The sequence below is a fragment of the Bradyrhizobium sp. Pa8 genome, from assembly GCF_052588265.1.
Map to the genome: position 1 here is coordinate 326,580 of NZ_CP176767.1, position 24,129 is coordinate 350,708.

Genomic DNA, 24,129 nt, shown 5'->3' on the forward strand with positions numbered 1-24,129 from the left:
GACGAGCCATTAATGCGAAGGAACAGTTAACGTGACACCAACACGCCGGCGTTTGCGCCGGATTTTCAGCGAGGTGCGCCAAAGTGACGGAGGTCACAGAGGGCGGGTCACCCGTGACCGTCATCACAGTGGAAACTGTTTTGCCGGAGCATCGTAGTTCCCATCAACAACGGGCCCCGCTTCCAGCGGCGCCAATGGGAGCTTCAAGTGACCAAGTCTTTCTCTGCCAAATCGCTGACGAGTAAGATCCGCGACACCGGCCTGGCTCTGGGCTTTGCCGCCATCGTCTCGATGGTCTCGACGACCTCGAGCTTCGCCTTCTCGGCCGAGGCGCAGCAGCAGTGCAGCGGCGATGCCTTCCGCCTGTGCTCCTCGGAAATCCCCAACATCCCGAAGATCACGGCGTGCATGATGAAGCATCGTTCCGACCTGAGCGCCGGCTGCCGCGCGGTGATGGACAAGGACCTCGCAAAGGGCGCCTCACGCAAGGTCGCTGACGCCCAGGACAAGCAGTAGGACAACGCGCAACGGCGATCGTTGTTGGCTCCCATCGCGATGTGCCCCCGGCGTCAAGCCGGGGCCACGCGCGCCAGTCCCGCCCGGTAATAAAGCCGTTGCGGCCCCGGGATCGTCGCACTAGCTTCGCCCGCACATCTTTGGGGTAAGAGGCATTACGCGATGACCAGATTTCTTTTCATTGTTTCTTTGATTCTGTGCGCATCGAGCGCCTCAGCGCAACAGCAGCCCGGCCACGATGCCTGCGCGCGCGATGTGACGCGCTTCTGCCGTGCCGTGATGAACAATGGCGATGGCGCCGTGCTCGCTTGTCTCAAGCAGAACCGCACTCGCCTCGGCAAAGCCTGCGACAAGGTGCTGACGGATCACGGGCAGTGATCGTCATTCCGGGGCGCGCCGTTAGGCGAGCCCGGAATCCATTTCTCCACGCTTATGCTGCTTGATGGATTCTCAGGTGCGCAATTGCGCACCATAGCTCGCGCTTCGCGCGCCCCGGAATGACGAGAGACCTACGTGCTGCTCCCCGCCGCGCTCGCGACCACAGGCAGCACCTCGGCGCCGGCACGATCCGGCGTCTCTTCCTTCCAGCGCACCGAGCCGAACGGACGCTCCAGCATGCGGCGGATCCGCACCGGATCGGGGCCGATGTGGAAATCGATCGCCTGCTGATGCAACGCGCGTTCGGACTGCGTCGAGCGGTTGCGCTGGCGCAAATAATCGAGCCAGGTCGGACAGTGGTAGCGCTCGGTCCACAATTCGGGGTCGGCGATGTCGCGCGCGATCGACCAGCCATAGGCGCCGTTGCGCTGCCGGGAGAGCTGCACGTCCTGCATCACATTGTGGAAGGCGCGCGCGTTCTCCTGGGACACCCTGTATTCGATCTCGACCACCAGCGGCCCGCTGCGCGCCGTGAGCGACAGTTTGACTTCCGGATCGGCGAGCACGTCCGCGTCCTCGTTGCGGGCGCCGACGCGCGGCATCGCCAGCCAGATGCCCAGCACCGGCGAGATCAGCATCAGGCTGGCGGCCGTCAGCAGCGCGACCTCGACGCCGGCATAATCGGTGAGATGGCCCCAGCCCCAGGCGCCGATCGCGATGCCGCCGGAAATCGAGGCCTGGAACGCCGCGAGCGAACGGCCCGCGACCCAGCGCGGCGCCGAGAGCTGCACGCCGATGTTGAACAGCGCGACGGCGGCCATCCAGACCGCACCGGCGAGCACCAGCGCCGCTGCCGTCAGCACCGGCTCCGTGCTCACGGCAAGCGCGGCCATCGCGAATGCCATCGAGATGGTGCAGGCGCGGATCGCGGCCTCGCCGCTCATGCGCTTGCGCAATTCATGGATGTTGAGCGCACCGACGACGGCGCCCATGCCGAAGGCACCCAGCATGATGCCGTAGGTCTGCGCGCCGCCATGCAGCAGGTCACGCGCGATCAGCGGCATCAGCGCCATGATGGCGCCGCCGATCAGGCCCATCACCAATGTGCGCAGCAGCACGATCTTGATCGGCGGCGAATTGGTGATGTAGCGGAAGCCCGAGACCATGGCGCGATTGAGCTTCTCCCGCGGCAGGCGCGAGGGCTCGGTGTTGCGCTGCCAGAGCAGCAGCACCACCAGCAGCGGCAGATAGAGGATCGCGTTGCAGGCAAACGCGGCCACCGCGCCGAGCGAGGCGACGATGACGCCGCCGACCGCGGGACCGAAGCTGCGTGCAATATTGTAGCTGATGCCGTTCAGTGCGACTGCTGACGGCAGGGCTTCGGGCGGAACCTGCTCGCTGACCGAGGATTGCCACGCCGGCCCGAACAGCGCATTGCCGCTGCCCACCACGAAGCAGAAGACGAGCAGCGTTTCCGGGGTGATCAGCTTGAGCCAGGCCAGCACCGTCAGCGCAGTCGCGCCGATCAGCGCGATCGCGAGCGAAATCAAGGTCACGATGCGGCGGTCATACATGTCGGCGATGGCGCCGGCCGGCATCGAGATCAGCATGATCGGCAACATCAGCGCGGTCTGCACCAGCGCCACCTTGTCGGCCGATGCCGCCATCTGCGTCATCGCCCAGGCCGCGCCCACGCCCTGGATCAAGAGGCCAAGATTGGAGAGCAGGCTGGCAAGCCAGATGCGCCGGAACACGGTGTACCGCAGGGGTGCGGCGATGCCGTCGCCGGCGAATTTCTGACGGTTCGGCTGCTCGGTCATATCCCCTTCCATATGGGCTGGCAGAAGTGGTCCTGGGTGATTCCGGCAAGTTCAGTGATGCCCGCGAAAGTCCTTCGCTGTCCAGTGGTTAGGCGGCTATAAGCGGTGCAAAGAAGTGGTTTTGCCGAAGAGGAGCATATGAGGCTGTCGCGACGGACGATCCTGCAAGGAGCGGGTAGCTTGCCTTTCGCAATTGCGAGCTTGCGGACGGGCGCGCTGGCGCAATCGGCGCCCATCGCGGCGCAGTTGTCGGAGGTGCCGCCGATCCTGTTCGTCCACGGTAATGGCGAGTACGACGCGCTCTGGATGACGACCTTGTGGCGAATGGAATCCAACAGCGTCGCGCGCGATCGCATGATGGCGATCAACTTCACCGATCCCAATGCGCGGAGCGACGACAAGGTCGAGCAGGCGGGCCGCTCCTCGACCGAGGACCAGCGCCGTGAACTCGCGGCTGCGATCGCGGAATTGAAGCGCCGCACCGGCGGGGCCCGCGTGGCGCTGGTCGGCAGCTCGCGCGGCGGCTACGCCATTCGCAACATCATCACGAACGGCGGGGCCGGCGATGTCAGCCACGCCGTCCTGTGTGGCTCGCCCAATCACGGCGTGTTTGCGACCGACGACCAGCCGAACAACGAATTCAATGGCCGTGGCACATTTCTGCGCGGTCTCAACGAGGGCGAGAGCGAGGTGACGCCGGGTGTTGCCTTCCTTACGCTGCGCAGCGACGGCATGGACAAATATGCCCAAGCCGACGGCCGCTTCCTCGGCAAACCCGGCACGCCGACCGGCGTCACCGTCGAAGGGCCGGAGTTGAAGGGCGCCACCAATCTCGTGCTCGGCGCGCTCGATCATCGCGAGGTGGCGTTCCACCCGCGCGCCTTCCGCGAGATCTACAGATTCATTGCCGGCCGCGAGCCCGCGCGCATCGCGATTGTGCCGGAGCAGAGCGTCAGGTTGAGCGGCCTCGTGACCGGCACGCCAGGCGGCGTGTCGACCAATCGCCCGGTGGCGGGTGCAACCGTCGATGTCTTCCGCGTCGACCCTGATACCGGGGAGCGCAAAGGCGGCGCGGTACACAGCGCGATGACCGGCGCCGACGGCCGCTGGGGTCCGGCGCAGGTCGAGCCTTCCTGGTTCCTCGAATTCGTCCTGACATCGCCGGACGCGCCGACGACGCACATCTACCGCTCGCCCTTCCCGCGCTCGTCCGATGTCGTGCATCTGCGTGCCGCGCGCCCGCTCGGGCCGGCGGACAAGGATGCCGGCGCCGTCGTGATCATGTCACGCCCGCGCGGCTATTTCGGCCTGCCGCGGGACGTGGTGCTGCTCGACGGCAAGGAGCCGGCCGACGTCAAGCCGGGTGTGCCCACGGATTCGGCAGCAACCTTGCGGCTCCCGGCCGCGGAGGCCGGGCGTAACATCGTGGCCCAGTTCGGCGAAGAACGGATTGTGGCGCGCGCCTGGCCCGCCTCCGAGAACAGGATTGCGATTGCCGAGCTGACTTACTAGCTATTGGCTTGGGTCATATCTGCGGGAGAGAGCCATGAACATCGCCAGTGTGCGTCGGCCCATCATCCCTCCGACCCCGCCGCGTGCGCCCGACGACATGTCGTTTTTCGGCCGGGTCGCGGTCCTCAAGCAGAACATGATCGCAACCTGGGGGCAGCGTGCCTACGAAGAAGAGGTCATCAAGGGCCGCTTTTTCCTCCACAACAGTTTCATCCTGAATCAGCCGGATGCAATCCGGCATGTCCTGCTCAACAACTATGAGAATTACACACGCACGCCGGCGGGTATCCGCATGCTGCGTCCGGTGCTCGGCGAAGGACTTCTGATCGCGGAAGGCCACGCCTGGACGCATCAGCGCCGTACACTCGCGCCGGCCTTCACGCCGCGTGCGACTGCAAATCTCGTCCCGCACATGACTGCGGTGCTCGACGAGACCATCACAAAGCTCGATGCGCGAACAAGCGAGCCGGTCGATCTGCGCGAGGCGATGCAGCGTATGACGCTGGAGATCGCCGGGCGCACGATGTTCTCGTTCGGCATGGACCGTCACGGCCCGACCTTGCGCAACTTCGTCATGGAATACGGCGCGCGGCTGGGACGGCCGTATTTCCTCGACATGCTGCTGCCGGTGTCCTGGCCGACCCCGATGGATTTTGCCCGCGCGCGTTTCCGCAAACGCTGGACCGAATTCGTCGCGATGCTGATCGCCGAGCGGCGCACGATGGGCAAGAAGGACGGCGCACCGCCGCGCGACCTGTTCGATCTCATGGACGCGGCGCGCGACCCTGAGACCGGCAAAGGCTTTTCCGATGAGCAGCTCGTCGACGAGGTCGCGACCATGATCCTGGCGGGTCACGAGACCACGGCGACGGCGCTGTTCTGGGCGCTCTATCTGCTCGCGCTCGATCCGGAGACGCAGGAGGAAGTTGCCTCCGAGGCGCACGGCGAGCATCTCGACAGCATGGCCGACATCGATCGCCAGAAGTTCACCCGCGCGGTGATCGAGGAGACCATGCGGCTCTATCCGCCGGCCTTCCTGATCGCACGTGCCGCGCGCGAGAAGGACAATGCAGCCGGCGTCGAGATCGGCAAGGGCGACATCATCATGATCGCGCCCTGGCTGCTGCATCGGCATGAGAAGCTGTGGGATCAGCCGGACGCCTTCATTCCAAAACGCTTCATGTCGAAGGAGGCGCCCGACCGTTTCGCTTACCTGCCGTTCGGCGCGGGTCCGCGCGTCTGCATCGGCGCGCCGTTCGCGCAAGCCGAATCCGTGCTGGCGCTGGCCCGGTTGATCGGCGCGTTCCGCATTGAGCTTGCCGACAGGGTTCCGGTGATCCCGCTCGGCGTCGTGACGACCCAGCCGGACCACTCACCCTTGTTCCGCATCACGCGTCGGTGACAGACCTTCGTCTGCCCGATGGCGCGATCCACCCCAGATAGAGCCTCCGCCATGAGCGACATCCAGGCCCAGTTTTCCGTTTTGAAGCAGACCGCCGATGCCAAGGTGGTCGATGCGATTGCGCGTCTCATCGAGAACGGCGAGGATCACGAGCTCAACCGCGTCAATGTCCTCGATTTCTCCAGGCAGCATGGCCTCGACGAAGAGCACACGATCTCCACCTTCCTGCATTCGGCGCGGCTCGGACTGTTCGATCTCGGCTGGAACGTGCTCTGTCCGGGCTGCGGCGGCGTGCTGGGCGCCCATTCGACGCTGAAGGCGCTCAAGCCGGACGATTATCACTGCGCGCTCTGCGCCTGCGGCTACAAGGCGTCGGTCGATGATCAGGTCGAGGTCTCCTTCACCGTGAATCCGCGCGTGCGGCGCATCGCAGCGCACGATCCCGATACGCTTCCGGTGTGGGAATATTTCAAGCAGGTGTTCTGGAGTTCCGGCGTCGACTTCAATAAGGAATCCTTCGCGACGCTCGCCAACGAGGTGACGCTCGATACGCTCGAGCTCCCTGCCGGCGAGAAAGCGACCATGTCGCTGCAACTGCCGGGCGACTTCATCATCATCTTCGAGCCGGTGACGCACGCCGCCCATTTCATCGACGTCCAGGGCGAGCCGACCAAGGAGCGCCAGCAGTTCGCGATCATGTACAACAAGGTGCAGGCTCCGACGGGGACGACGACCATGCGGCCGGGGCCGCTGCGGCTGTCGCTGGAGAACCAGGCCGGCGTGCGCGTGTTGCCGTCGGTGTTCATCGCGGCAGAGGCACTCCATCATCTCATCGGCAAGCGCAAGCCGTTCCTCACCGCCAAGCGCATGCTGTCGAACCAGACGTTTCGCGATGTCTTCAAGGCGGACAATCTCAGCCTCGACCAGCGGCTCCAGATCACGTCGCTGACATTCCTGTTCACCGATTTGAAGGGCTCGACCGCGCTCTACGAGCGCGTCGGCGATCTCGCCGCCTTCGATCTCGTGCGCGCGCATTTCCATGCGCTGCTCGAGATCATCTCCTCCGAGAAGGGCGCGGTGGTGAAGACGATCGGCGACGCCGTGATGGCGACCTTCGTTCGCCCCGAGCACGCCATCGTCGCGGGCCTGCGGATGCGGGCCGCGATGGACGAGCTCAACAGGCAGCGCGGCACCGACGATCTCATCGTCAAGATCGGCATCCATGAAGGCCCGTGTCTTGCGGTGATGCTCAACGAACGCCAGGATTATTTCGGCCAGACCGTCAACATCGCCGCTCGCGTTCAGAGCCTGTCGACGGCGCAGGAGATCCACATCACGGGCCCCGTGCTCGATGCGCCCGCAGTCGCCGAGGTGCTCGAGCAGCGCGCGATCAAGCCGATCCAGAAGCAGGCGGCCCTGCGCGGCATCGCCGACAAGATGGTGGTGTACGAGATACCGTGAGGACGGCACTCTCGATCATTGCGAGCTCAGCGAGCATCCGGAGTCTTTCCAGTGAGGCAGTCTGGATTGCTTCGCTGCGCTCGCAATGACGATGTGGAGACAGCTGCGTGCCACACGCTCTGTCGTCATGCCCGGGCTAGTCTCCGGCATCCACGTCTTTCTTCGCAGTGGCGCGTGGATGGCCGGGACTAGCCCGGCCATGACAGCAACCAGCTCGTCCAGATTGCCGAAAGGTAATGCCCGCGCGGAGCTGACGCACGTTGCGGCGGTTGGGTTTCCCGCTCATATAATGCTGGTGACGGCCGCACCCCCGCGGCTTCATTGTTTTCGGTAGGATCCTATGCTCGACGGCCTGCGCCAATTCATCGCCGACATTGTTGCCCCTCAGGCGCAGGACCGCGCATTCGGCGATGGCGATTACCGGCTTGCGGCCACCGCGCTGCTGGTTCACGTGGTCTCGCTGGACGGTCAGCCGACGGCGACCGAGCAGCGCAAGCTGCACAGCCTGATCGAAAGCCATTTCGGACTGGATCGCGGTACCGCCGATCGCCTGATCGAGGACGCCACCCAGGTCGAGGGCGAGGCCGTCGACCTCTATCACTTCACCAGTGTCATCATGCGCTCGCTCGACGAAGAGGGCCGCAAGCGCATCGTCCAGATGATGTGGGAGCTGGTCTATGCCGATGGCCAGGTGTCCGAGTTCGAGGACAACGTCGTCTGGCGCGCCTCCGACCTGCTCGGGATCGCGCAGCGCGACCGGATCGACCTCAAGCATGCGGTCGCAAACCGCGCCGGTGGTCAGGTCAAGGACGGCGCCGTCGGGGGTTGAGCCGACTGGACGCGGTATTATCGGCGGTTGTGCTGACCACATGACGAAACTTTAATATACCCTCGTCGACCACCCCCGGCCCCGGATTTCCCCGTAAAATCCGTGGTTTTCCTGCTTCCCTGTTGCCCGCTCAAGCAGCCATGCTGCCGGTGACGCTTGCCTGTCGCGCTCGGCCTATGCTCTCGTTCCGCCATTGCGGGGCCAAAAAACTTCAATTCAAGAGACTTCGATCGTGACTGAGCGGGTAACGTTGATCACCGGTGCCTCGGCGGGCATCGGCACGGAGCTGGCGCGTGTGTTCGCCGCCAACGGGCATCGCCTCGCGCTGACGGCGCGACGCGCGGACCGGCTGGAGGCGCTTGCGAACGAGCTCGCCGCCAAGGGCGGCAAGAAGCCGATCGTGATCGCCTGCGACCTGCAGGAGGCAGATGCGGGCGAGAAGATCGCCGCCGCGCTCGCCGCCGAAGGCGTCGAGCTCGACCATCTCGTCAACAATGCCGGCTTCGGCGTGTTCGGCGATGCGATCGAGCGCGACCGCGTCGAGCAGGTCGGCATCGTCGATGTCAACGTCCGGGCTCTGACGGATCTGTCGCTGCGCTTTGCCGATCAGCTGATCAGGAACAAGGGCGGTCTTCTCAATGTCGGATCGGTCGCGGGCTTTCTGCCCGGCCCCGGCATGGCCGTGTACTACGCGTCCAAGGCCTATGTGATTTCCCTCACCGAGGCCTTGCGGGCAGAGCTCGCGCCGCGCGGCGTTCGCGTCACCGTACTTTGCCCGGGTCCGGTGCCCACCGAATTCCAGGCGCGCGCCGGCGTCGGGTCGGGGCATGATACGGCCCTTCTCAACGTGCCTGCTGCCGTTGTCGCGCAACAAGCCTATCGTGGCCTGATGGCCAACAAACGGGCAGTGCTGCCTGGTCTCGGCATCAAGATCGTGCCGTTCGCGCTGCGTTTCTTCCCGCGCGGCTTCATCTTGTCCGCCACCAGCCGGTTCCAGAGGCAGAGGCACTGATTTCTTGTTTTGACACGTTTTCTTTATGCGAGCCGGTATCCACTTCGCTCGAAGACGCTTTGAAGAAAGCTCAAAGCTCCGTAGTGGCCCGGAGCTTGCTTCAATATCGGGACGTGTGTGCGCGAACTCACACGATGTTAACTACCGCTTAGCTATGCTGGCGGTCTGAACCGATAGCACTCGCAGAGGCCATGTCGTTCCGGACGGACAGGTTTGGTGGCGCAGAATTGGTGCCCTTCCCAAGAAGGACGCCGAGCTCCGCCGCCTCCGAAGCCCGGTTGCCGATTCTGATCATCCTGCATCAGGAATCCTCGACACCCGGCCGCGTCGGCAATGCGCTGCGCGCGCTCGGCCATCGCCTCGACATTCGCCGGCCGCGCTTCGGCGATCCCCTGCCCGACACGCTCGATCAGCATGCCGGCGCGGTTTTCTTCGGCGGTCCGATGAGCGCCAACGACCCCGACGACTACATCCGCCGCGAGATCGACTGGATCGAAATTCCGCTCCGCGAACAGCGACCGTTCCTCGGCATCTGCCTCGGCGCGCAGATGCTGGCGATGCAGTTGGGGGCCCGCGTCGCACCGCATGCGGAGGCGCTGACCCAGATCGGCTACTATCCGATCCGCCCGACCGCCGCGGGCCACGCGCTCTGCCCGAATTGGCCGGCGCAGGTCTATCACTGGCATCGCGAAGGATTTGAATTGCCCGTCGGCACTGAGCTGCTTGCGGAAGGCGATGATTTTCCGATCCAGGCGTTCCGCACCGGCAACGCTTTCGGGGTGCAGTTTCATCCTGACGTGACCTGCGCGATGATGCATTGCTGGACCACGCGCGGCTATGACGGCCTCGGCGCGCCCGGCGCGCGCGAGCGGCATCATCATTTCGCGGACCGTGCCGTCTACGACGTTGCGGAACGGGCCTGGCTCGATCATTTCATCGACGGCTGGCTGGCGCGCCGGCAGGTGCTGGCACAAGCCGCCGAGTGATCGCGCCTTCGCGCAGGTGCTTCGCCTAAGTCCTTGGCGCAAGCCCTCGCCTGATCCCTGGATATGCTAGGCTCGTTCCTAACGAGCGCGCGCGAACGCGTGCCGCCAGCAAAGGGAGAGCGCCGTGGCCTACGAACACATTCTCTATGAGGTGAGCGACAAGGTCGCGACCATCACGCTCAATCGCCCTGATCGCATGAATGCGTGGACGCCGACGATGGAGCGCGACGTGCGTCATGCGATGGAAGCATCGAGCGCCGATGACAATGTCCGCGTCATCGTGCTCACCGGCGCGGGCCGCGCCTTCTGCGCCGGCGCCGACATGGATGCGCTGAAGGGGCTCGACCCCAACGACGTCAGGCGTGCCTCGAATCTGCCGCCCTTCGACATGAATCGCCGGCCGGACTGGCAGACGCGTTACGGCTTCTATCCGTCGATTGGAAAGCCCGTCATCGCCATGCTCAACGGCGCGACCGCCGGCATCGGCCTCGTCCACGCGCTTTATTGCGACCTGCGCTTTGCCGCCGACAATACCGTCTTCACCACGGCCTTCGCGCGGCGTGGCCTGATCGCGGAGCACGGCATCAGCTGGATGCTGCCGCGCATCGTCGGCCACGCCAACGCGATGGATTTGCTGCTCTCGGCCCGGCGCGTGTCGAGCGAGGAGGCGCTGCGGATCGGCCTGGTGAACCGGCTATGCGCGCCTGAAAAGCTCCGTGAGGAGACCTACGCCTATGCGCGCGACCTCGCCGATTTCGTATCGCCGAGCGCGATGGCCGTGATCAAGCGGCAACTCTACGAGGTGCCGTTCCAGACGCTGGCGGAGGCGACGATCGAGGCCAACCGCGAGATGATGGTTGCGCTGAACGGCAGCGATTTCCGGGAGGGGGTCGCGAGTTTCATGGAGAAGCGGCCGCCAAGGTTTACGGGGAAGTAGGGGGGAGCTTCGAACAGTCCGTCTACGCCCTGCGGGCTTCGCCGGACACCACGCTTCGCCCTTCAGGCTCCTCGTGGCTGCGCCACGCGTAGCCCGAAGGGCGAAGCGTGGTGGAGCCAGGCGGGATCGAACCGCCGACCTCGTCATTGCGAACGACGCGCTCTCCCAGCTGAGCTATGGCCCCGTTTGGCGGACGCTCTGGTGAATGCGGCCGACAACCGGGCGCCATTTAAGTCCCCGGCAAGGTCAAGTCAAGGACGGGTGTGACCCGGTTTTAACCATCCCGGCACCGACTTCCCTTGTTTGGGCCGGAGGGAACCGATATCTAGCAAAAAGCGTCAATCCCCACCCAAAGCCAGAGTCTTCAAAAGCCATGCGTGCCGTTCTCGACATCGTCATCATCGTGCTCGACCTCTACGTCTGGCTGCTGATCGCCTCCGCGATCCTGTCCTGGCTGATCGCTTTCAACGTTGTGAACACCCGCAACCAGTTCGTTTCGGCGGTGGCGGAGTTCCTGTACCGGATCACCGAGCCGGTGCTGGCACCGATTCGCAATTTCCTGCCTAGCCTCGGCGGCCTCGATATCTCGCCGATCATCCTGATCCTGCTCATCATGTTCATCGAGCGGGTGATCCTGTATTACATCTACCCGAACGTGATCTAAGCAGGCGGGAGCGCCTTGGTTGCGAAAGAGGCCTTCAAGGAACCCTGGCGCTATTCGGCCGCGGGAATCAGCATCGCGCTGCGGGTGACGCCGCGCGGCGGCCGCGACGACATCGACGGGATCGAGCAATTGGCCGATGGCCGCAGCGTGCTCAAGGTGCGGGTGCGCGCGATCGCCGATGGCGGCGAGGCCAACAAGGCCGTTCTGGTGCTATTGGCGAAATCGCTCGGCGTCCCCAAGGCCAGTGTAAAGCTGCTATCCGGTGCCACCTCGCGGCTGAAGCAGATCGCGGTCGACGGCGATCCGGCGCGGCTCGGCGAAGCCCTGCGCAGGCTCGCCCTAGCCAAATCGGCAGACGCCAAATCGACAGACCAAGGGAACTGACATGACGGCCAAGATCATCGATGGAAAAGTCATCGCTGCGGAACTCCGCGCGCGCGTCGCTGATGAGGTTGCCCGCGTCAAGCGCGAGCACAATCTGGTGCCGGGCCTCGCAGTGGTTCTGGTCGGCAATGACCCCGCCAGCGAGGTCTATGTGCGCTCGAAGCACACCCAGACCCAGGCGGCCGGCATGGCCTCGTTCGAGCACAAGCTGCCGGTCGACGTGTCGCAGGCCGATCTGCTGGCCGTCGTCGCCAAGCTCAACCGCGATCCGGCCGTGCACGGCATTCTGGTGCAGCTGCCGCTGCCGAAGGGCCTGAACACCGAGGCCGTCATCAACGCCATCGATCCCCGCAAGGATGTCGACGGCCTGCATCCGAACAATGCCGGCCGGCTCGCCGGCGGCTTTGAAGCGCTGTCGCCTTGCACGCCGCTCGGCTCGATCATCCTGACCAAGAGCGTCCACGCCTCGCTCGAAGGCATGAATGCCATCGTGATCGGCCGCTCCAATCTGGTCGGCCGTCCGCTGGTGCAATTGCTGCTCAACGAGAATGCCACGGTGACCATCGCGCATTCGCGCTCGCGCGATCTGCCCGGGCTCGTGAAGCGCGCCGACCTGGTCTATGCCGCGGTCGGCAAGCCCGAGATGGTGCGCGGCGACTGGCTCAAGCCGGGCGCGACCGTGATCGATATCGGCATCAACCGCATCCCGAAGGACGACGGCAAGACGCGCCTCGTCGGCGATGTCGCCTATCAGGAAGCACTCGCCGTTGCCGGCGCGATCACGCCGGTGCCGGGTGGCGTTGGCCAGATGACGGTTGCCTGCCTGCTGGTGAATACGCTGCGCGCGGCTTGCGCGATCGCGGGGCTGCCGAAGCCGGCGGTTTAACTCTAGGTCTCGCGCCCCGGACGCAGCGCATCACTTCGTGATGCACCGCGTCCGGGACACGCAATCTCACGCCTTCTTTTTCTTCTCGCGCTCGATGCCTTCGAGGATCAGCTTCTGCGCGTCTTCCGGGCCGCCCCAGCGTAGAATCTTCACCCACTTGCCCTTCTCGAGATCCTTGTAGTGCTCGAAGAAGTGCTGGATCTGCTGCAGCGTGATGTCGGGCAGGTCGGAGTACGACTTCACCTTGTCGTAGCGCTGCGTCAGCTTCGACGACGGCACCGCGAGAATCTTCTCGTCGCCGCCGGCTTCGTCTTCCATGAACAGCACGCCGACCGGGCGCACGCTCATGACGGCGCCGGGGATGATGGCGCGGGTGTTGATGATCAGCACGTCGCAGGGATCGCCGTCATCGGACAGCGTGTGCGGGATGAAGCCGTAGTTACCGGGGTAACGCATCGGCGTGTAGAGGAAGCGGTCGACAACGAGCGTGCCGGCTTCCTTGTCCATCTCGTATTTGATCGGTTCGCCGCCCACGGGGACTTCGATGATGACGTTGACGTCGTGGGGTACGTTTTTTCCGATCGAGACCGCATCGATACGCATTCAAGGCTCCGTTGTTGCCGAGGTTAAATCGCGCCCGGCAGCGATTTTGGCGCTGTCATACGCGGGCTTGGCCCGCCAATCCATCGTGTTTTTGTGAAATAATGAATCCAGCGACTACCGGCTCAAAAGGCAACGGTATCGACGGATGGAAACGCTGCCGGCTAGACTTTCAGCAGCTCAATTGGTCCAAGCGAAGGCAACCTTGTCGAGCGACTTCGGCCCGAAACGCTCGGAGGAGCGCGCCACCATGCGGCCGCCCAAGGCGCGATAGAACTCTGTTGCCGGATCGTTGTCCGAGAGCGCCCACACCACCATGCTCTTCAGGCCGCTCTGCATCAGGTCGCGGCGGGCAGCCGTGAACAGGCGGCGGCCGAAGCCGAGGCCCTGGAATTCCGGACGCAGATAGAGCTCGTAGATCTCGCCGTCGAAGTGCAGGCTGCGGGCGCGGTTGCGGCCGTAATTGGCATAGCCGGCGATCTTGTCGCCGAACACGAGCACGCTGACGCGGCTGCCTTTGCGAATCGCACTGTCCCACCACTGCGGACCGCGGCGGTTGATCAGCTTTTCCAGTTCGCCGCCGGGAATGATGCCCTGATAGGCGGAGCGCCAGGCTTCGTCATGGGTGGACGCCACCGCAGTTGCATCTGCAGCTTTGGCCGGCCGGACCTCGATCAGGGTTGTGCTCATGGACACGATCAAACCAAGTCGCCGCGCCGGCGGCAAGACCTATCGTTAATTATCGGTTAACGTGTGGATTTTGTGCATCAGTATTTTAACCATGTTGTACCGAAAGAAGACAAGACGCCATTTCGAACGGCACCGGCGTGCCATTGCCGGTGCAAAACTGCCCTGCGGCAACCAATGAACCGCGATGGCAACGCAAAAAGTCCGCCGAAAATGATTCGTTCCTGCAGATCTGTCGCTGTCCGTGTTCGCCTGCGGCGATTCATGCGCCTCTTCAACATCTTCGCCCTCCTGCCTCTGCTGCCCTTGCTGCTGGCGTCGCCTCTGTGCGCACAGGTCACGTTTGGGTCATCGGGAGAGGAGGGCGAGCCGTTTCGCCGGCAACAATGGCGCGTGCCATCGCCGGATACCGACATTGCCGCGCATGCGCTGCTGTTTCGTCCCGTCGGCGCCGGCCCGTTCCGGCTTGCGGTCATCGCACATGCCTCAACGCAGAATGTGCTGCGTCGGGCGCAAATGCCGCAGCCTGAATACCGCGCGCTGGTCGCGTTTCTCGTCGCACGCGGCTTCGCCGTGCTGGTGCCGGAGCGGCTCGGCCATGGAGCGACCGGCGGCCGCTATGTCGAGGACCAGGGCGGCTGCGACGAGGCGGATTACGCGCGTTCAGGTCGCACGACGGCCGCCGAAATTTCGCTCGCGCTGGATTTTTTGCGAAAGCAGGATTTTGTTCGTCAAGACACGGCGGTCGTGCTCGGCCATTCCGCCGGCGGTTGGGGGGCGTTGGCGCTCGCGAACGCCGATCCGAACGCGATCTCCGCGATCATTGCGCTTGCGCCGGGGCGCGGTGGCCACGCCAATGATGAACCGAACCGGATCTGCGCGCCGCAGACGCTTCTCGCCGCGGCGGTCGAGTTCGGAAAGGCGGCGCGCATTCCCGTCACATGGCTCGTGGCGACCAATGACAGCTATTTCGCGCCGGCGTTCTCGCGGCAATTGGCCGATGCGTTTCGCGGCGGAGGCGGCAAGGTGGACTTCCGCACCTTGCCGGCCGTCGGCAGCGAGGGACATTGGATGATCGAGAGCGAAGCCGGCGTCAAAGCCGCCAGCCGCGAACTCGGGCTTGCGCTGAACCAGTCCAAACCGGCGGCGGCCAAGAAGCCATGACGCTGTATCTCCTGGTCAAATACCTCCATGTGCTGGGCGCCATCGTCATTCTCGGCACCGGCACCGGCATCGCCTTCTTCATGCTGATGGCGCATCGCACGAACGACGCCGAATTCATCGCGCGCACCGCTTCGGTGGTGGTGATTGCGGACGCGATCTTCACGCTGTCGGCCGTGATCCTGCAGCCGGTGACGGGCGGCCTGCTGATGATGCTTTCGGCCATGCCGATCACGGAACGCTGGCTGCTGGCCTCGCTTGGGCTCTACGTCTTTGCGGGCCTGTTCTGGGTCCCCGTCGTCTTCATGCAGATCGAGATGCGCGATCTCGCGCGCAAGGCGGCCGAGCACCGCCGCGCTCTGCCTGAACGCTACTACGTGCTCTACCGCCGCTGGTTCGCGTTCGGTTTCCCCGGCTTCGGCGCGACGATGTTGATCCTGTGGCTGATGATCGCGAAACCGTTTTGAGAGATGCGATGACCCAGCGAACCGTTTTGGTGCTCGGCGCCTCCGGCCTGATCGGGCGCTTCGTCACCGACGATCTGCGCGTGCGGGGATTTCGCGTGGTCGGCGTTGCACGCAGCCTGTCGCCCGCACAGAAGATGAGCGCGCTGGACATCGAGCAGCCGATCCTGTCGCTCGATGCAGCCGCGCTGATGCGCCTCTTCAGCGAGCACGCCGTCGACGTCGTCGTGAACTGTCTCGGCGTGCTGCAGGACGGTCCCGGCAGCGACACGAGCGCGGTGCATCGCGATTTCGTCGCGCGTCTGCTTCAGGCGATCGCCGACAGCGGCCGCGCGATCCGGCTGGTGCACATCTCGATCCCCGGGACCGCGGAGGCGGATCGCACCGCCTTCGCGACGACCAAGCGCGAGGCCGAACGCCTGATTGCGGCCTCCGGCATTCCCCACGCGATTCTGCGGCCCGGCTTCGTCGTCGCTCCGTCAGCCTATGGCGGCAGCGCCATGCTGCGTGCGCTCGCCGCCTTCCCGCTCGACCTGCCGCAGAAGGCGATGTCGACGCCATTCCAGTCCGTCGCAGTCGACGACATTTCGGCCACCATCGCCTGGCTTGCCGCGCGCGATATCGACGACGCCTCAGTCAAAGCCGTGACGTGGGACCTGATGCAGGCCGAGGCAGTCACCATGGCTGGCGTCATCAAACAGTTCCGCCACGCCTTCGGCACGGCCGGCTGGCCGCGCCTCGTGATGCCATCCATCATGCTCGATCTCGGCGCGAAGATCGGCGATCTCGCCAATTATCTCGGCTGGATGCCGCCGATGCGTTCCACCGCCATCGCCGAGCTGCGCCGCGGCGTGACCGGCGATCCCTCGCCGTGGGTCGCCGCCACGGGCATCGCGCCGAAGACGTTGGCTGATGCGATCGGGCGCCATCCCGCCACCATCCAGGACAAATGGTTCGCGCGGCTGTTCCTGATCAAGGCGCTGATTTTCGCCAGCCTGGTCGCGTTCTGGTTCGTCTCCGGCCTCATCGCACTGTTCGTCTCCTACCGCGCCGCCGCCGGAATTTTGAGTGCGCACAACTTCCCGTCCGCGCTGGTCGATCCAATCACCATCGGCACCAGCCTGATGGACATGAGCATCGGCATGCTGATCGCCTTCCGCCGCACCGCGCCGATCGGGCTTATTGCAGGCATCATTGCCTCGCTCGGCTATATGCTCGGCGCAGCGATCCTGACGCCAGATCTCTGGATCGAGCCGCTCGGCGCGCTGGTGAAGACCGGGCCTGCGATCGTGCTAATGCTGGTAGCATTGCTCATGCTGGATAACCGCTGATGCCCAAATGGCCCGACGACGACGTGATCCTGTTCGACGGCGTCTGCATCTTCTGCTCGCGCTGGGTCCGCTTCGTGGCCGCGCGCGACACGGCGAAGCGGTTTCGCTTCACGCCGATCCAGTCGGATTATGGGGCGCGGCTTGCACGTACGTTTGGCATCGATCCGGACGATCCCGACACCAATGCCGTGGTCCATGACGGCGAGGTCTTTATGAAGTCCGACGCCGCGCTGACCGTGCTGTCGCATCTACCGGGATGGAGTTGGGTGCGCGCGTTGTTCGCCGTGCCAAAGCCGCTGCGGGACCCCGTCTACAGCCTCATCGCGCGCAACCGCTATCGCATCTTCGGGAAGTATGACGCCTGCTTTGTACCCGATGCCGATTTGCGGGCGCGGGTGATCGAGTAGCTTCTCTCGTCATTGCGAGGAGCTAAGCGATGAAGCAATCCAGACTGCCTCCACGGAAAGATTCTGGATTGCTTCGCTGCGCTCGCAATGACGGAGTTTGCGGTTTACGGCTTGCCTGAAGCCGCCAGCACTTCGTCTGCCGCGCGCTCCCCGCTGTCCCTGGCGCCATGCGCCGTCGTGAAGAAGCTTGGTGACGTCGCTTCGCCCGCGAAGAACAGCCGTCCATCCACCGGTGCTGCGAGCACTGCGCGGTCTCCAGCGTGCCCCGGCAGTGCGTGTGAATACGATCCTCTCGCGAAGGGGTCGTGCGCCCAGCGCGACTCGTACAGCGGCTTCAGCTTGCGCCTGATGTCGTTGCCGAGAAAGCCTGCGATCTCGTCGATGCTGTGCGCGGCGATGGCGCCGTCGCCGGCGTCTTCCAGCCCGCGAGCAAAGCTGCCGCCGAAAAAGCCTTCGATGCAGGGCTGGCCGAACGGGCGGATGTGGTAGGTGCCCATCTCGGTGCGCATGGTGGCGCCGCGCAGATTGCCCTCTTTCGGGAAGGCCTCTGCATCGTCGAGCGCCAGCGTCACCTTGTCGTCGACGCCGAGCGGCAGGCCGGCCGCCGCATCGACCTTGGCGGGCAGCGGCGGTGTGAAGCGGATCGCCTCATCGGCGATGAGATTGGTCGGAACGGTGACGATCGCCTTGTCGGCGGTCAGCGTACCCTGCGACGTCTCGATGCGGAGGCGCTGGCCGGAATGATCGATCAGCGTGACATTGCAGCCCAGGGCCACCGGGCAGGGGGCGCCATAGGCCGTGATCAATGCGCCATAGCCACGGCGGACGCGCCAGTTGAGGTCGCTGTCCTCATAGGCGTCCCAATCCAGTGTCGACATGTCCTTCAGTTCGCACCCGTTGATGTAGGTCGAGACCGCGTCGATCATGGGATTCCAGCGATTGCCCGGATCGAGGCTCAGGCTCGCGGGTTCGTCCTTGCCCTTTTGCGCGGCCTGCCACAGCCGTTCGTAGAATGCGTCCATCGCGCGCATGAAATCGTCGCGCAGACCTTGTGGAAACGCGTTGCCGAAGGCGCGCTCGCGCCAGGGCGGCAGGTCCTTGTTGACCTCGAAGCCGAGCTGCTTGGCGATTTTGACGAAGGAATTCTTGTCGGCCGAGTGCAGCCAGCCGCAGCCGACGTCGAAGGTCACCTCAGGCGAGGCCTGCACGGTCCAGGCGCGTCCGCCGATCCGGTCGCGCGCCTCCAGCACGATCACGGAGAGGCCGGAGCCAGCCAGCGCATGCGCCGCGCCGAGGCCGGCTGCGCCGGCGCCGATGATCGCGACGTTGACGGAGGAGGGCAGGGAAGTCATGAGCGGGCTCTAGCACGTTCGCGAAGAGCGCTGAAGCCGCCACGCGCACAGCTGTCATCACCCGCGAAGGCGGGTGATCCAGTATCCCAGAGGCAGATATTATGGAGCCGAGAAGCTGCGGCGTACTGGATGCCCCGCCTTCGCGGGGCATGATAGTGAGCAAGAGCGTAGCTTACGCCACCGCTTCCTTGGACTTTTCCGCGCGCTTGCGCTCGTTCGGGTCGAGATGCTTCTTGCGCAGGCGGATCGACTTCGGGGTGACCTCGACGAGCTCGTCGTCCTCGATATAGGCGAGCGCCTTTTCCAGCGTCATGCGGATCGGCGGGGTCAGGCGCACCGCTTCGTCCTTCGACGTCGTGCGGATGTTGGTGAGCTGCTTGCCCTTGAGCACGTTGATCTCGAGATCGTTGTCGCGGGTGTGCTCGCCGACGATCATGCCCTTGTAGACCTTCCAGCCCGGCTCGATCATCATCGGGCCGCGATCCTCCAGCTTGAACATCGCGTAGGCCACCGCGTCGCCCTGGTCGTTGGAGATCAAGACGCCGTTGCGGCGGCCCTGGATCTCGCCCTTGTACGGGGCATAGCCGTGGAACAGGCGGTTCATGATCGCTGTGCCGCGGGTGTCGGTGAGCAGTTCGCCCTGATAGCCGATCAGGCCGCGGGTCGGCGCGTAGAACACCAGGCGCTGGCGGTTACCGCCCGAGGGCTTCATCTCGATCAGCTCGGACTTGCGCTCGCTCATCTTCTGCACGACGACGCCGGAATGCTCCTCGTCGACGTCGATCACGACTTCCTCGATCGGCTCCATGGTGGCGCCGGTCGCTTCATCCTTCTGGAACACGACGCGCGGGCGCGACACCGAGAGCTCAAAGCCTTCGCGGCGCATGGTCTCGATCAGGATCGCGAGCTGCAATTCGCCGCGGCCGGACACTTCCATCGCATCCTTGTCGGCGGCCTCGACGACGCGCAGCGCGACGTTGCCTTCGGCCTCGCGCAGCAGACGGTCGCGGATCATCCGGCTCGTCACCTTGTCGCCTTCAGTGCCGGCGAGCGGGGAGTTGTTGACGATGAACGACATCGACACGGTCGGCGGGTCGATCGGCTGCGCCGGCAGCGGCACCTCGACGGTCGGATCGCAGAAGGTGTCGGCGACGGTGCCCTTGGTCAGGCCGGCAATGGCGACGATGTCGCCGGCTTCGGCTTCATCGAGCGGCGTGCGCTCGAGACCACGGAATGCCAGGATCTTGGTGATGCGCCCGGACTCGACCAGCTTGCCGTCGGCATGCAGCACCTTGACCTGCTGGTTCGGCTTGAGCACGCCGGACGAGATGCGGCCGGTGATGATGCGGCCGAGATAGGGGTTGGCCTCCAGGATGGTACCGATCATCCGGAACGGCCCTTCCTCGACCGTCGGCGGCGCGACGTGGCGCAGGATCAGGTCGAACAGCGGCTCCATGCCCTTGTCCTGCGGACCTTCGGGGCTTTCGGCCATCCAGCCCTGCTTGGCCGACCCGTACAGGATCGGGAAGTCGAGCTGCTCCTCGCTGGCGTCGAGCGCCGCGAACAGGTCGAACACCTCGTTGATGACTTCGGTCGGGCGCGCGTCGGGGCGGTCGACCTTGTTGATGACGACGATCGGCTTGAGGCCGACCTTGAGCGCCTTGGAGACCACGAATTTGGTCTGCGGCAGCGGGCCTTCGGCGGCGTCGACCAGCACCAGGGCCCCGTCCACCATGTTCAGGATGCGCTCGACCTCACCACCGAAATCGGCATGGCCGGGGGTATCGACGATGTTGACGCGGGTGTCCTTCCACTGCACCGAGGCCGCCTTGGCCAGGATGGTGATGCCGCGCTCACGCTCCAGATCGTTGGAGTCCATGGCGCGATCCGTCACCTTCTGGTTCTCGCGGAACGTACCGGATTGCTGGAGGAGTTTGTCGACCAGGGTCGTCTTGCCGTGGTCGACGTGGGCGATGATGGCGACGTTACGAAGGTTCATGAGTGAGCTTCTTTGCGGTCGGACAATGGGTTAAGCGCGATCTCGCCGGTCGGACCGGGACCTCTTCTCGAAACAACGCTGGAAGACTGGAAACGGGCGCTTTCCGCCCAAAAAGGGCCGCCCGGCCATCTCGACCAGGCACCCTACGCGTTGCGGCGCAATATATGCAAAAACCGCCAAAAAACAATGTGTTCTTTGCTGGTTGGTTGACTGAATTTTGTCCGGGAATCTCCGGGGGTTAGGTAAATCCAGTACCAAACCGGCCTTTGCTCGGGGACGGGGCCTCGATCAGCCCTGCGCCGATCCGGGGCTGGTCTCCTCGGTCGGATAGACCCCGCGCAGCACCTCCTCGAAGTGCATCTTCACCGCGTCGTTGCACAGGCAGGCGCGCAGGCGCAAGCCGTCGAGATTGCGGACCAGGATCGCGCCGCGCCGGGTATCGAGCACGCCCTCGGCCTTGAACGACTGGAGCACGCGGCTCGCATAGCTGCGGCCGACCCCGAGCAGCGTCGCGAGCTGCTCATGCGTCAGCGGCACGCTGCTCTCGTCGCCGGTCCGCTCCATCGCCGCAATGATCCATTTTGCCGTCCGCTGTTCGATGGAGTGGATGGCGTTGCAGGCGGTGGACTGGAAGATCTGCGCCAGCATGCAATCGGCATAGCGGGCGAAGATGTTGCGCAGCGAGGCCGAGCGCATCTTGGCAGCTTCCAGCTTGGCGACGTGAATGCGCGCAAATGGTCCGCCGAATTTTACGCAGATACGGGTATAGGCCGGCAAAAATCCCTCGCTGACGATGCCGCCCACTGCGCCTTCGCGGCCGACCAGGATGGTCTCGACGTCGCGGCCGTCCTCATTGGGAACGAGAAATGTCGCGAGCGACGGCCCGCAGGGGAAGTGCACGACCTGGACATCGTCGCCGGGACTGTAGAGCAGCTCGTTGGCCCCGGCGGTGTCCAGGGTGACGTGCGGTGCGAGCAGCGCGTAGTCGGCCGGACTCAAGCGTCGCAACAGATTGTTGGCCGGTCGGCTACCGACTTCGGTTGTCTTGCTGATACGCGCGTCCATCGTAAATCCCCTGCTCTCCTTTCAACACTAGCGAGGTCCGATCATGGGCTATGTGCACAAGTGGACAGACGTGAAAACTGTTCTGTGGTGAGTTTCGTTCCTGGAACCCTCCGATGCGCTGGGCGCAGGCGTCGGGATGAGGCTGTCCTCGATCGGTAAGAACATGCAGCCCTCGATATCCAACATCATGATACCTGCTCCCTCGGACGGCTCGACCGGCATGCCCGCCGATGTTCTGATCGTTGAGGACGATCCGATCATTGCGATCGATTTCGAGGATCGCCTGCTCGGATTTGGCGTGAGGAGCGTGCGCACCGTGGGGTCGGTGGCGCAGGCGCTGGCGGCGATCGCAGCGCGCGCGCCGAATTTCGCGCTGCTCGACGTCGAGCTCGGCCGCGAGAAAAGCTTTGCCGTCGCCGACCGGCTGGCGGCTGCGCAGATTCCCTTTGTCTTCGTGACGGGCTACGGTGCCGAGGCTCGGATCGCTCCCGAATTCAAGGCGCGGCCGCGGCTGCAAAAGCCCTGCTCGAGCGAAGCGCTGGAGGCCGCGCTGCGCTCGCGCGGCGCCTGATCGCCCGTCTGCGTTCTCCCGGCTTCAGGCAAATTTCGGATCGAGCGTGGTCGACCACAGCGCGACGTCGGCGCGGTCGCGCAAGGTCACCGTCATCTGGCCGGATGCGCCGTCGATCTTGACATGACCAAAGAATTGCATGCCCGCGGACGGCGGCAGGTTCTGGTTATCCTTGCCCGGCGCTTTGACGAAACGCACCTCGGGCCCAAAGGTGTTGTCAAGGGCGTTCGGACCGAAGGTGCCCGCATGCAGCGGGCCCGAGACGAATTCCCAGAACGGCTCGAACTCCTGGAATTGCGCCTTGTTCGGATCGTAATAATGCGCGGCGGCGTAGTGCACATCCGCGGTCAGCCACACCGTGTTGTTGATCGGCGCCATCTTGATGAAGCGCAGGATGTCGGCGATCTCGAACTCGCGGCCGCGCACCGGGCCGTCGCCCTGCGCAATGGCTTCCGATCCGCCCTTCGGCGTGTCCGAGACGACGAGGCTGAGCGGCATGTCGGAGGCGATCACTTTCCATGTGGCGCGCGAGTTGAGGAGGCCGCGCTTGAGCCAGGCGATCTGGTCCGGGCCGAGGAAGTAGCTGGCGGGCCCGTAAGCGGTTTCGAGATTGGCGCCGTTCGGGCCGCGATAGCTGCGCTCGTCGAGCACGAACACGTCGAGATGCGGGCCGTAGGAGATCTGGCGATAGACGCGGCCCGGCTCAACGATGCTCTCCCGCATCGGATACATCTCGTGAAAGGCGCGGCCGGCGCGGGCTGCCAGCAGCGAGATGTCGCGCACCTTGTAGGACGCCGGCAACTCCTTCGACAGCGACCAATTGTTGGTCACTTCATGGTCGTCCCACTGCACGAAGATCGGCACTTCGGCATTGAAGGCGCGGACGTTGTCGTCGGTGAGATTGTATTTGTGCGCGGCGCGGTACTCGTCCAGCGTCTCCGCGACCTTGGCCTTCTCGGCGATGGTGACGTTCTTCCAGGTCTTGCCGTCGGCGAGCTTCACCTCGGATTCGATCGGACCGTCGGCATAGATCGTGTCGCCGGAATGTAGGAAGAAATCCGGGCGATGCTTGCGCATCGCGGAGAAGGTGAACTTGCCGCCATCATCGGGATTGATGCCCCAGCCCTGCCCTGCGACATCGCCGCCCCAGACGAAGCTGACGTCGCGCCGGTCGGCCGGCGCGGTGCGGAAGCGGCCGATGACAGCTTCGCCCTCGATCGCGCTGTGCGAGAGGTCGCGGAAGCGGACGCGATAGAAGATGTCCTGTCCGCCCGGCAGGTTCTCGATCAGCATCTTCGCGGTGAAGTCGCTCTCCGGCAGCGCCGCGATCGGCGGCAGCGCGCGGGCGTCCTTGAAGGACTCGGTCGTGGCCACCTCGACCAGCATCTGCGATGGCCGGTCAGTGCGCGCCCAGACCACGCCACCGTCGACCGTGACGTCGCCGGACTGCACGCCATGCGTAACCGCCGGCCGGTCGGCCGCGCGCGAGAGATGGGGCATCGCGATCGCGCCGAGCGCACCGGCGCTGGTGGTAAGGAAGCGGCGGCGGGAGAATTTGATGTTCATGGCGGCTTCGCTTTTTGTCTCGTGCGCATCTCGCGTCGTTATTCCGGGACGGTCCGAAGGACCGGACCCGGAATCTCGAGATTCCGGACTCGCGCTGCGCGCGCTCCGGAATGACGGCGAAAGCTATACTGAGACAGTA

Annotated in this window: 24 protein-coding genes and 1 tRNA gene; 17 read left to right on the forward strand and 8 right to left on the reverse strand. The window is 64.6% G+C overall.

Annotated elements, in window-relative coordinates:
* Positions 1–207: 207 nt before the first annotated feature.
* Together ACKWRH_RS01495 and ACKWRH_RS01500 are read left to right on the forward strand one after the other, a co-directional pair.
* On the forward strand, positions 208–516 hold the full coding sequence (locus ACKWRH_RS01495; protein ID WP_445219030.1) for a hypothetical protein: 309 nt from the start codon (positions 208–210) through the stop codon (positions 514–516).
* A 162-nt stretch (positions 517–678) separates the two neighbouring features.
* Positions 679–894 (forward strand): hypothetical protein, encoded by a 216-nt coding sequence (locus tag ACKWRH_RS01500; RefSeq protein ID WP_445219031.1) that lies wholly within the window; start codon positions 679–681, stop codon positions 892–894.
* A 131-nt stretch (positions 895–1,025) separates the two neighbouring features.
* On the opposite strand, the gene ACKWRH_RS01505 is transcribed toward ACKWRH_RS01500, so the two are convergent.
* Entirely contained in the window at positions 1,026–2,714 is a 1,689-nt protein-coding gene (locus tag ACKWRH_RS01505) for an MFS transporter (RefSeq protein WP_445219032.1), read from the reverse strand.
* Positions 2,715–2,852: 138 nt separating this feature from the next.
* Between ACKWRH_RS01505 and ACKWRH_RS01510 the strand changes: the two genes are divergently transcribed.
* The 7 genes from ACKWRH_RS01510 to ACKWRH_RS01540 all read left to right on the forward strand — a co-directional run bounded on the left by ACKWRH_RS01510 (position 2,853) and on the right by ACKWRH_RS01540 (position 10,853).
* Positions 2,853–4,226, forward strand: a complete 1,374-nt coding sequence (locus tag ACKWRH_RS01510) for a hydrolase (RefSeq protein ID WP_445219033.1) — start codon at positions 2,853–2,855, stop codon at positions 4,224–4,226.
* Positions 4,227–4,260: 34 nt separating this feature from the next.
* Complete coding sequence (locus tag ACKWRH_RS01515; RefSeq protein WP_445219034.1) at positions 4,261–5,628, forward strand: cytochrome P450; 1,368 nt, start codon at positions 4,261–4,263, stop codon at positions 5,626–5,628.
* 51 nt (positions 5,629–5,679) lie between these two features.
* Complete coding sequence (locus tag ACKWRH_RS01520; RefSeq protein ID WP_445219035.1) at positions 5,680–7,089, forward strand: adenylate/guanylate cyclase domain-containing protein; 1,410 nt, start codon at positions 5,680–5,682, stop codon at positions 7,087–7,089.
* Positions 7,090–7,429: 340 nt separating this feature from the next.
* Positions 7,430–7,918: a tellurite resistance TerB family protein gene (locus ACKWRH_RS01525; RefSeq protein ID WP_445219036.1), complete on the forward strand. Its 489-nt coding sequence runs from the start codon at positions 7,430–7,432 to the stop codon at positions 7,916–7,918.
* Positions 7,919–8,150: 232 nt separating this feature from the next.
* Positions 8,151–8,930, forward strand: a complete 780-nt coding sequence (locus tag ACKWRH_RS01530) for an SDR family NAD(P)-dependent oxidoreductase (RefSeq protein ID WP_445219037.1) — start codon at positions 8,151–8,153, stop codon at positions 8,928–8,930.
* A gap of 191 nt (positions 8,931–9,121) precedes the next feature.
* Positions 9,122–9,916 carry a glutamine amidotransferase gene (locus ACKWRH_RS01535; RefSeq protein ID WP_445219038.1) on the forward strand — a complete coding sequence of 265 codons (795 nt, stop codon included), beginning with the start codon at positions 9,122–9,124 and terminating at the stop codon, positions 9,914–9,916.
* A gap of 124 nt (positions 9,917–10,040) precedes the next feature.
* On the forward strand, positions 10,041–10,853 hold the full coding sequence (locus ACKWRH_RS01540; protein ID WP_445219039.1) for an enoyl-CoA hydratase: 813 nt from the start codon (positions 10,041–10,043) through the stop codon (positions 10,851–10,853).
* A 108-nt stretch (positions 10,854–10,961) separates the two neighbouring features.
* Here ACKWRH_RS01540 and ACKWRH_RS01545 read toward each other — a convergent pair.
* Positions 10,962–11,037 (reverse strand) — tRNA-Ala (locus tag ACKWRH_RS01545).
* A 189-nt stretch (positions 11,038–11,226) separates the two neighbouring features.
* Here ACKWRH_RS01545 and ACKWRH_RS01550 point away from each other — a divergent pair.
* Genes ACKWRH_RS01550 through folD form a run of 3 tightly spaced genes read left to right on the forward strand, consistent with a single transcriptional unit; the run spans position 11,227 to position 12,787 of the window.
* Positions 11,227–11,517, forward strand: a complete 291-nt coding sequence (locus tag ACKWRH_RS01550; RefSeq protein WP_007598721.1) for a YggT family protein — start codon at positions 11,227–11,229, stop codon at positions 11,515–11,517.
* A 15-nt stretch (positions 11,518–11,532) separates the two neighbouring features.
* The gene (locus ACKWRH_RS01555; RefSeq protein WP_445219040.1) at positions 11,533–11,901 is read left to right on the forward strand and encodes a DUF167 domain-containing protein; all 369 of its coding nucleotides are present in this window, start codon (positions 11,533–11,535) and stop codon (positions 11,899–11,901) included.
* Between the two features lies 1 nt (position 11,902).
* Positions 11,903–12,787 (forward strand): bifunctional methylenetetrahydrofolate dehydrogenase/methenyltetrahydrofolate cyclohydrolase FolD, encoded by an 885-nt coding sequence (folD, locus tag ACKWRH_RS01560; RefSeq protein WP_445219041.1) that lies wholly within the window; start codon positions 11,903–11,905, stop codon positions 12,785–12,787.
* A gap of 66 nt (positions 12,788–12,853) precedes the next feature.
* Here the strand turns inward: folD and ppa are convergent, their stop codons facing one another.
* Together ppa and ACKWRH_RS01570 are read right to left on the reverse strand one after the other, a co-directional pair.
* A complete protein-coding gene (gene ppa, locus ACKWRH_RS01565; protein ID WP_014490715.1) occupies positions 12,854–13,390 on the reverse strand; it encodes an inorganic diphosphatase in 537 nt (178 codons plus the stop codon).
* 177 nt (positions 13,391–13,567) lie between these two features.
* Positions 13,568–14,077 carry a GNAT family N-acetyltransferase gene (locus ACKWRH_RS01570; protein WP_014490714.1) on the reverse strand — a complete coding sequence of 170 codons (510 nt, stop codon included), beginning with the start codon at positions 14,075–14,077 and terminating at the stop codon, positions 13,568–13,570.
* Positions 14,078–14,338: 261 nt separating this feature from the next.
* Between ACKWRH_RS01570 and ACKWRH_RS01575 the strand changes: the two genes are divergently transcribed.
* The 4 genes from ACKWRH_RS01575 to ACKWRH_RS01590 are packed head-to-tail and all read left to right on the forward strand — an operon-like array spanning position 14,339 to position 17,437.
* Positions 14,339–15,238: an alpha/beta hydrolase family protein gene (locus ACKWRH_RS01575; RefSeq protein ID WP_445219042.1), complete on the forward strand. Its 900-nt coding sequence runs from the start codon at positions 14,339–14,341 to the stop codon at positions 15,236–15,238.
* Complete coding sequence (locus tag ACKWRH_RS01580; RefSeq protein ID WP_445219043.1) at positions 15,235–15,702, forward strand: DUF2269 family protein; 468 nt, start codon at positions 15,235–15,237, stop codon at positions 15,700–15,702. The genes ACKWRH_RS01575 and ACKWRH_RS01580 overlap by 4 nt, the downstream gene beginning before the upstream one ends.
* An 8-nt stretch (positions 15,703–15,710) precedes the next feature.
* Positions 15,711–17,030, forward strand: a complete 1,320-nt coding sequence (locus tag ACKWRH_RS01585; RefSeq protein WP_445219044.1) for an SDR family oxidoreductase — start codon at positions 15,711–15,713, stop codon at positions 17,028–17,030.
* Positions 17,030–17,437: a thiol-disulfide oxidoreductase DCC family protein gene (locus ACKWRH_RS01590; RefSeq protein WP_445219045.1), complete on the forward strand. Its 408-nt coding sequence runs from the start codon at positions 17,030–17,032 to the stop codon at positions 17,435–17,437. The genes ACKWRH_RS01585 and ACKWRH_RS01590 overlap by 1 nt, the downstream gene beginning before the upstream one ends.
* A 104-nt stretch (positions 17,438–17,541) precedes the next feature.
* On the opposite strand, the gene ACKWRH_RS01595 is transcribed toward ACKWRH_RS01590, so the two are convergent.
* The 3 genes from ACKWRH_RS01595 to ACKWRH_RS01605 all read right to left on the reverse strand — a co-directional run bounded on the left by ACKWRH_RS01595 (position 17,542) and on the right by ACKWRH_RS01605 (position 21,853).
* Positions 17,542–18,789, reverse strand: a complete 1,248-nt coding sequence (locus ACKWRH_RS01595) for a flavin monoamine oxidase family protein (RefSeq protein WP_445219046.1) — start codon at positions 18,787–18,789, stop codon at positions 17,542–17,544.
* A gap of 172 nt (positions 18,790–18,961) precedes the next feature.
* A complete protein-coding gene (typA, locus tag ACKWRH_RS01600; RefSeq protein WP_282521818.1) occupies positions 18,962–20,788 on the reverse strand; it encodes a translational GTPase TypA in 1,827 nt (608 codons plus the stop codon).
* A 288-nt stretch (positions 20,789–21,076) separates the two neighbouring features.
* The gene (locus ACKWRH_RS01605; RefSeq protein ID WP_445219047.1) at positions 21,077–21,853 is read right to left on the reverse strand and encodes a Crp/Fnr family transcriptional regulator; all 777 of its coding nucleotides are present in this window, start codon (positions 21,851–21,853) and stop codon (positions 21,077–21,079) included.
* 136 nt (positions 21,854–21,989) lie between these two features.
* On the opposite strand from ACKWRH_RS01605, the gene ACKWRH_RS01610 reads away from it, so the two are divergent.
* On the forward strand, positions 21,990–22,424 hold the full coding sequence (locus tag ACKWRH_RS01610; RefSeq protein WP_445219048.1) for a response regulator: 435 nt from the start codon (positions 21,990–21,992) through the stop codon (positions 22,422–22,424).
* 24 nt (positions 22,425–22,448) lie between these two features.
* Here the strand turns inward: ACKWRH_RS01610 and ACKWRH_RS01615 are convergent, their stop codons facing one another.
* Complete coding sequence (locus ACKWRH_RS01615) at positions 22,449–23,990, reverse strand: alkaline phosphatase D family protein (protein ID WP_445219049.1); 1,542 nt, start codon at positions 23,988–23,990, stop codon at positions 22,449–22,451.
* Positions 23,991–24,129: the final 139 nt, after the last annotated feature.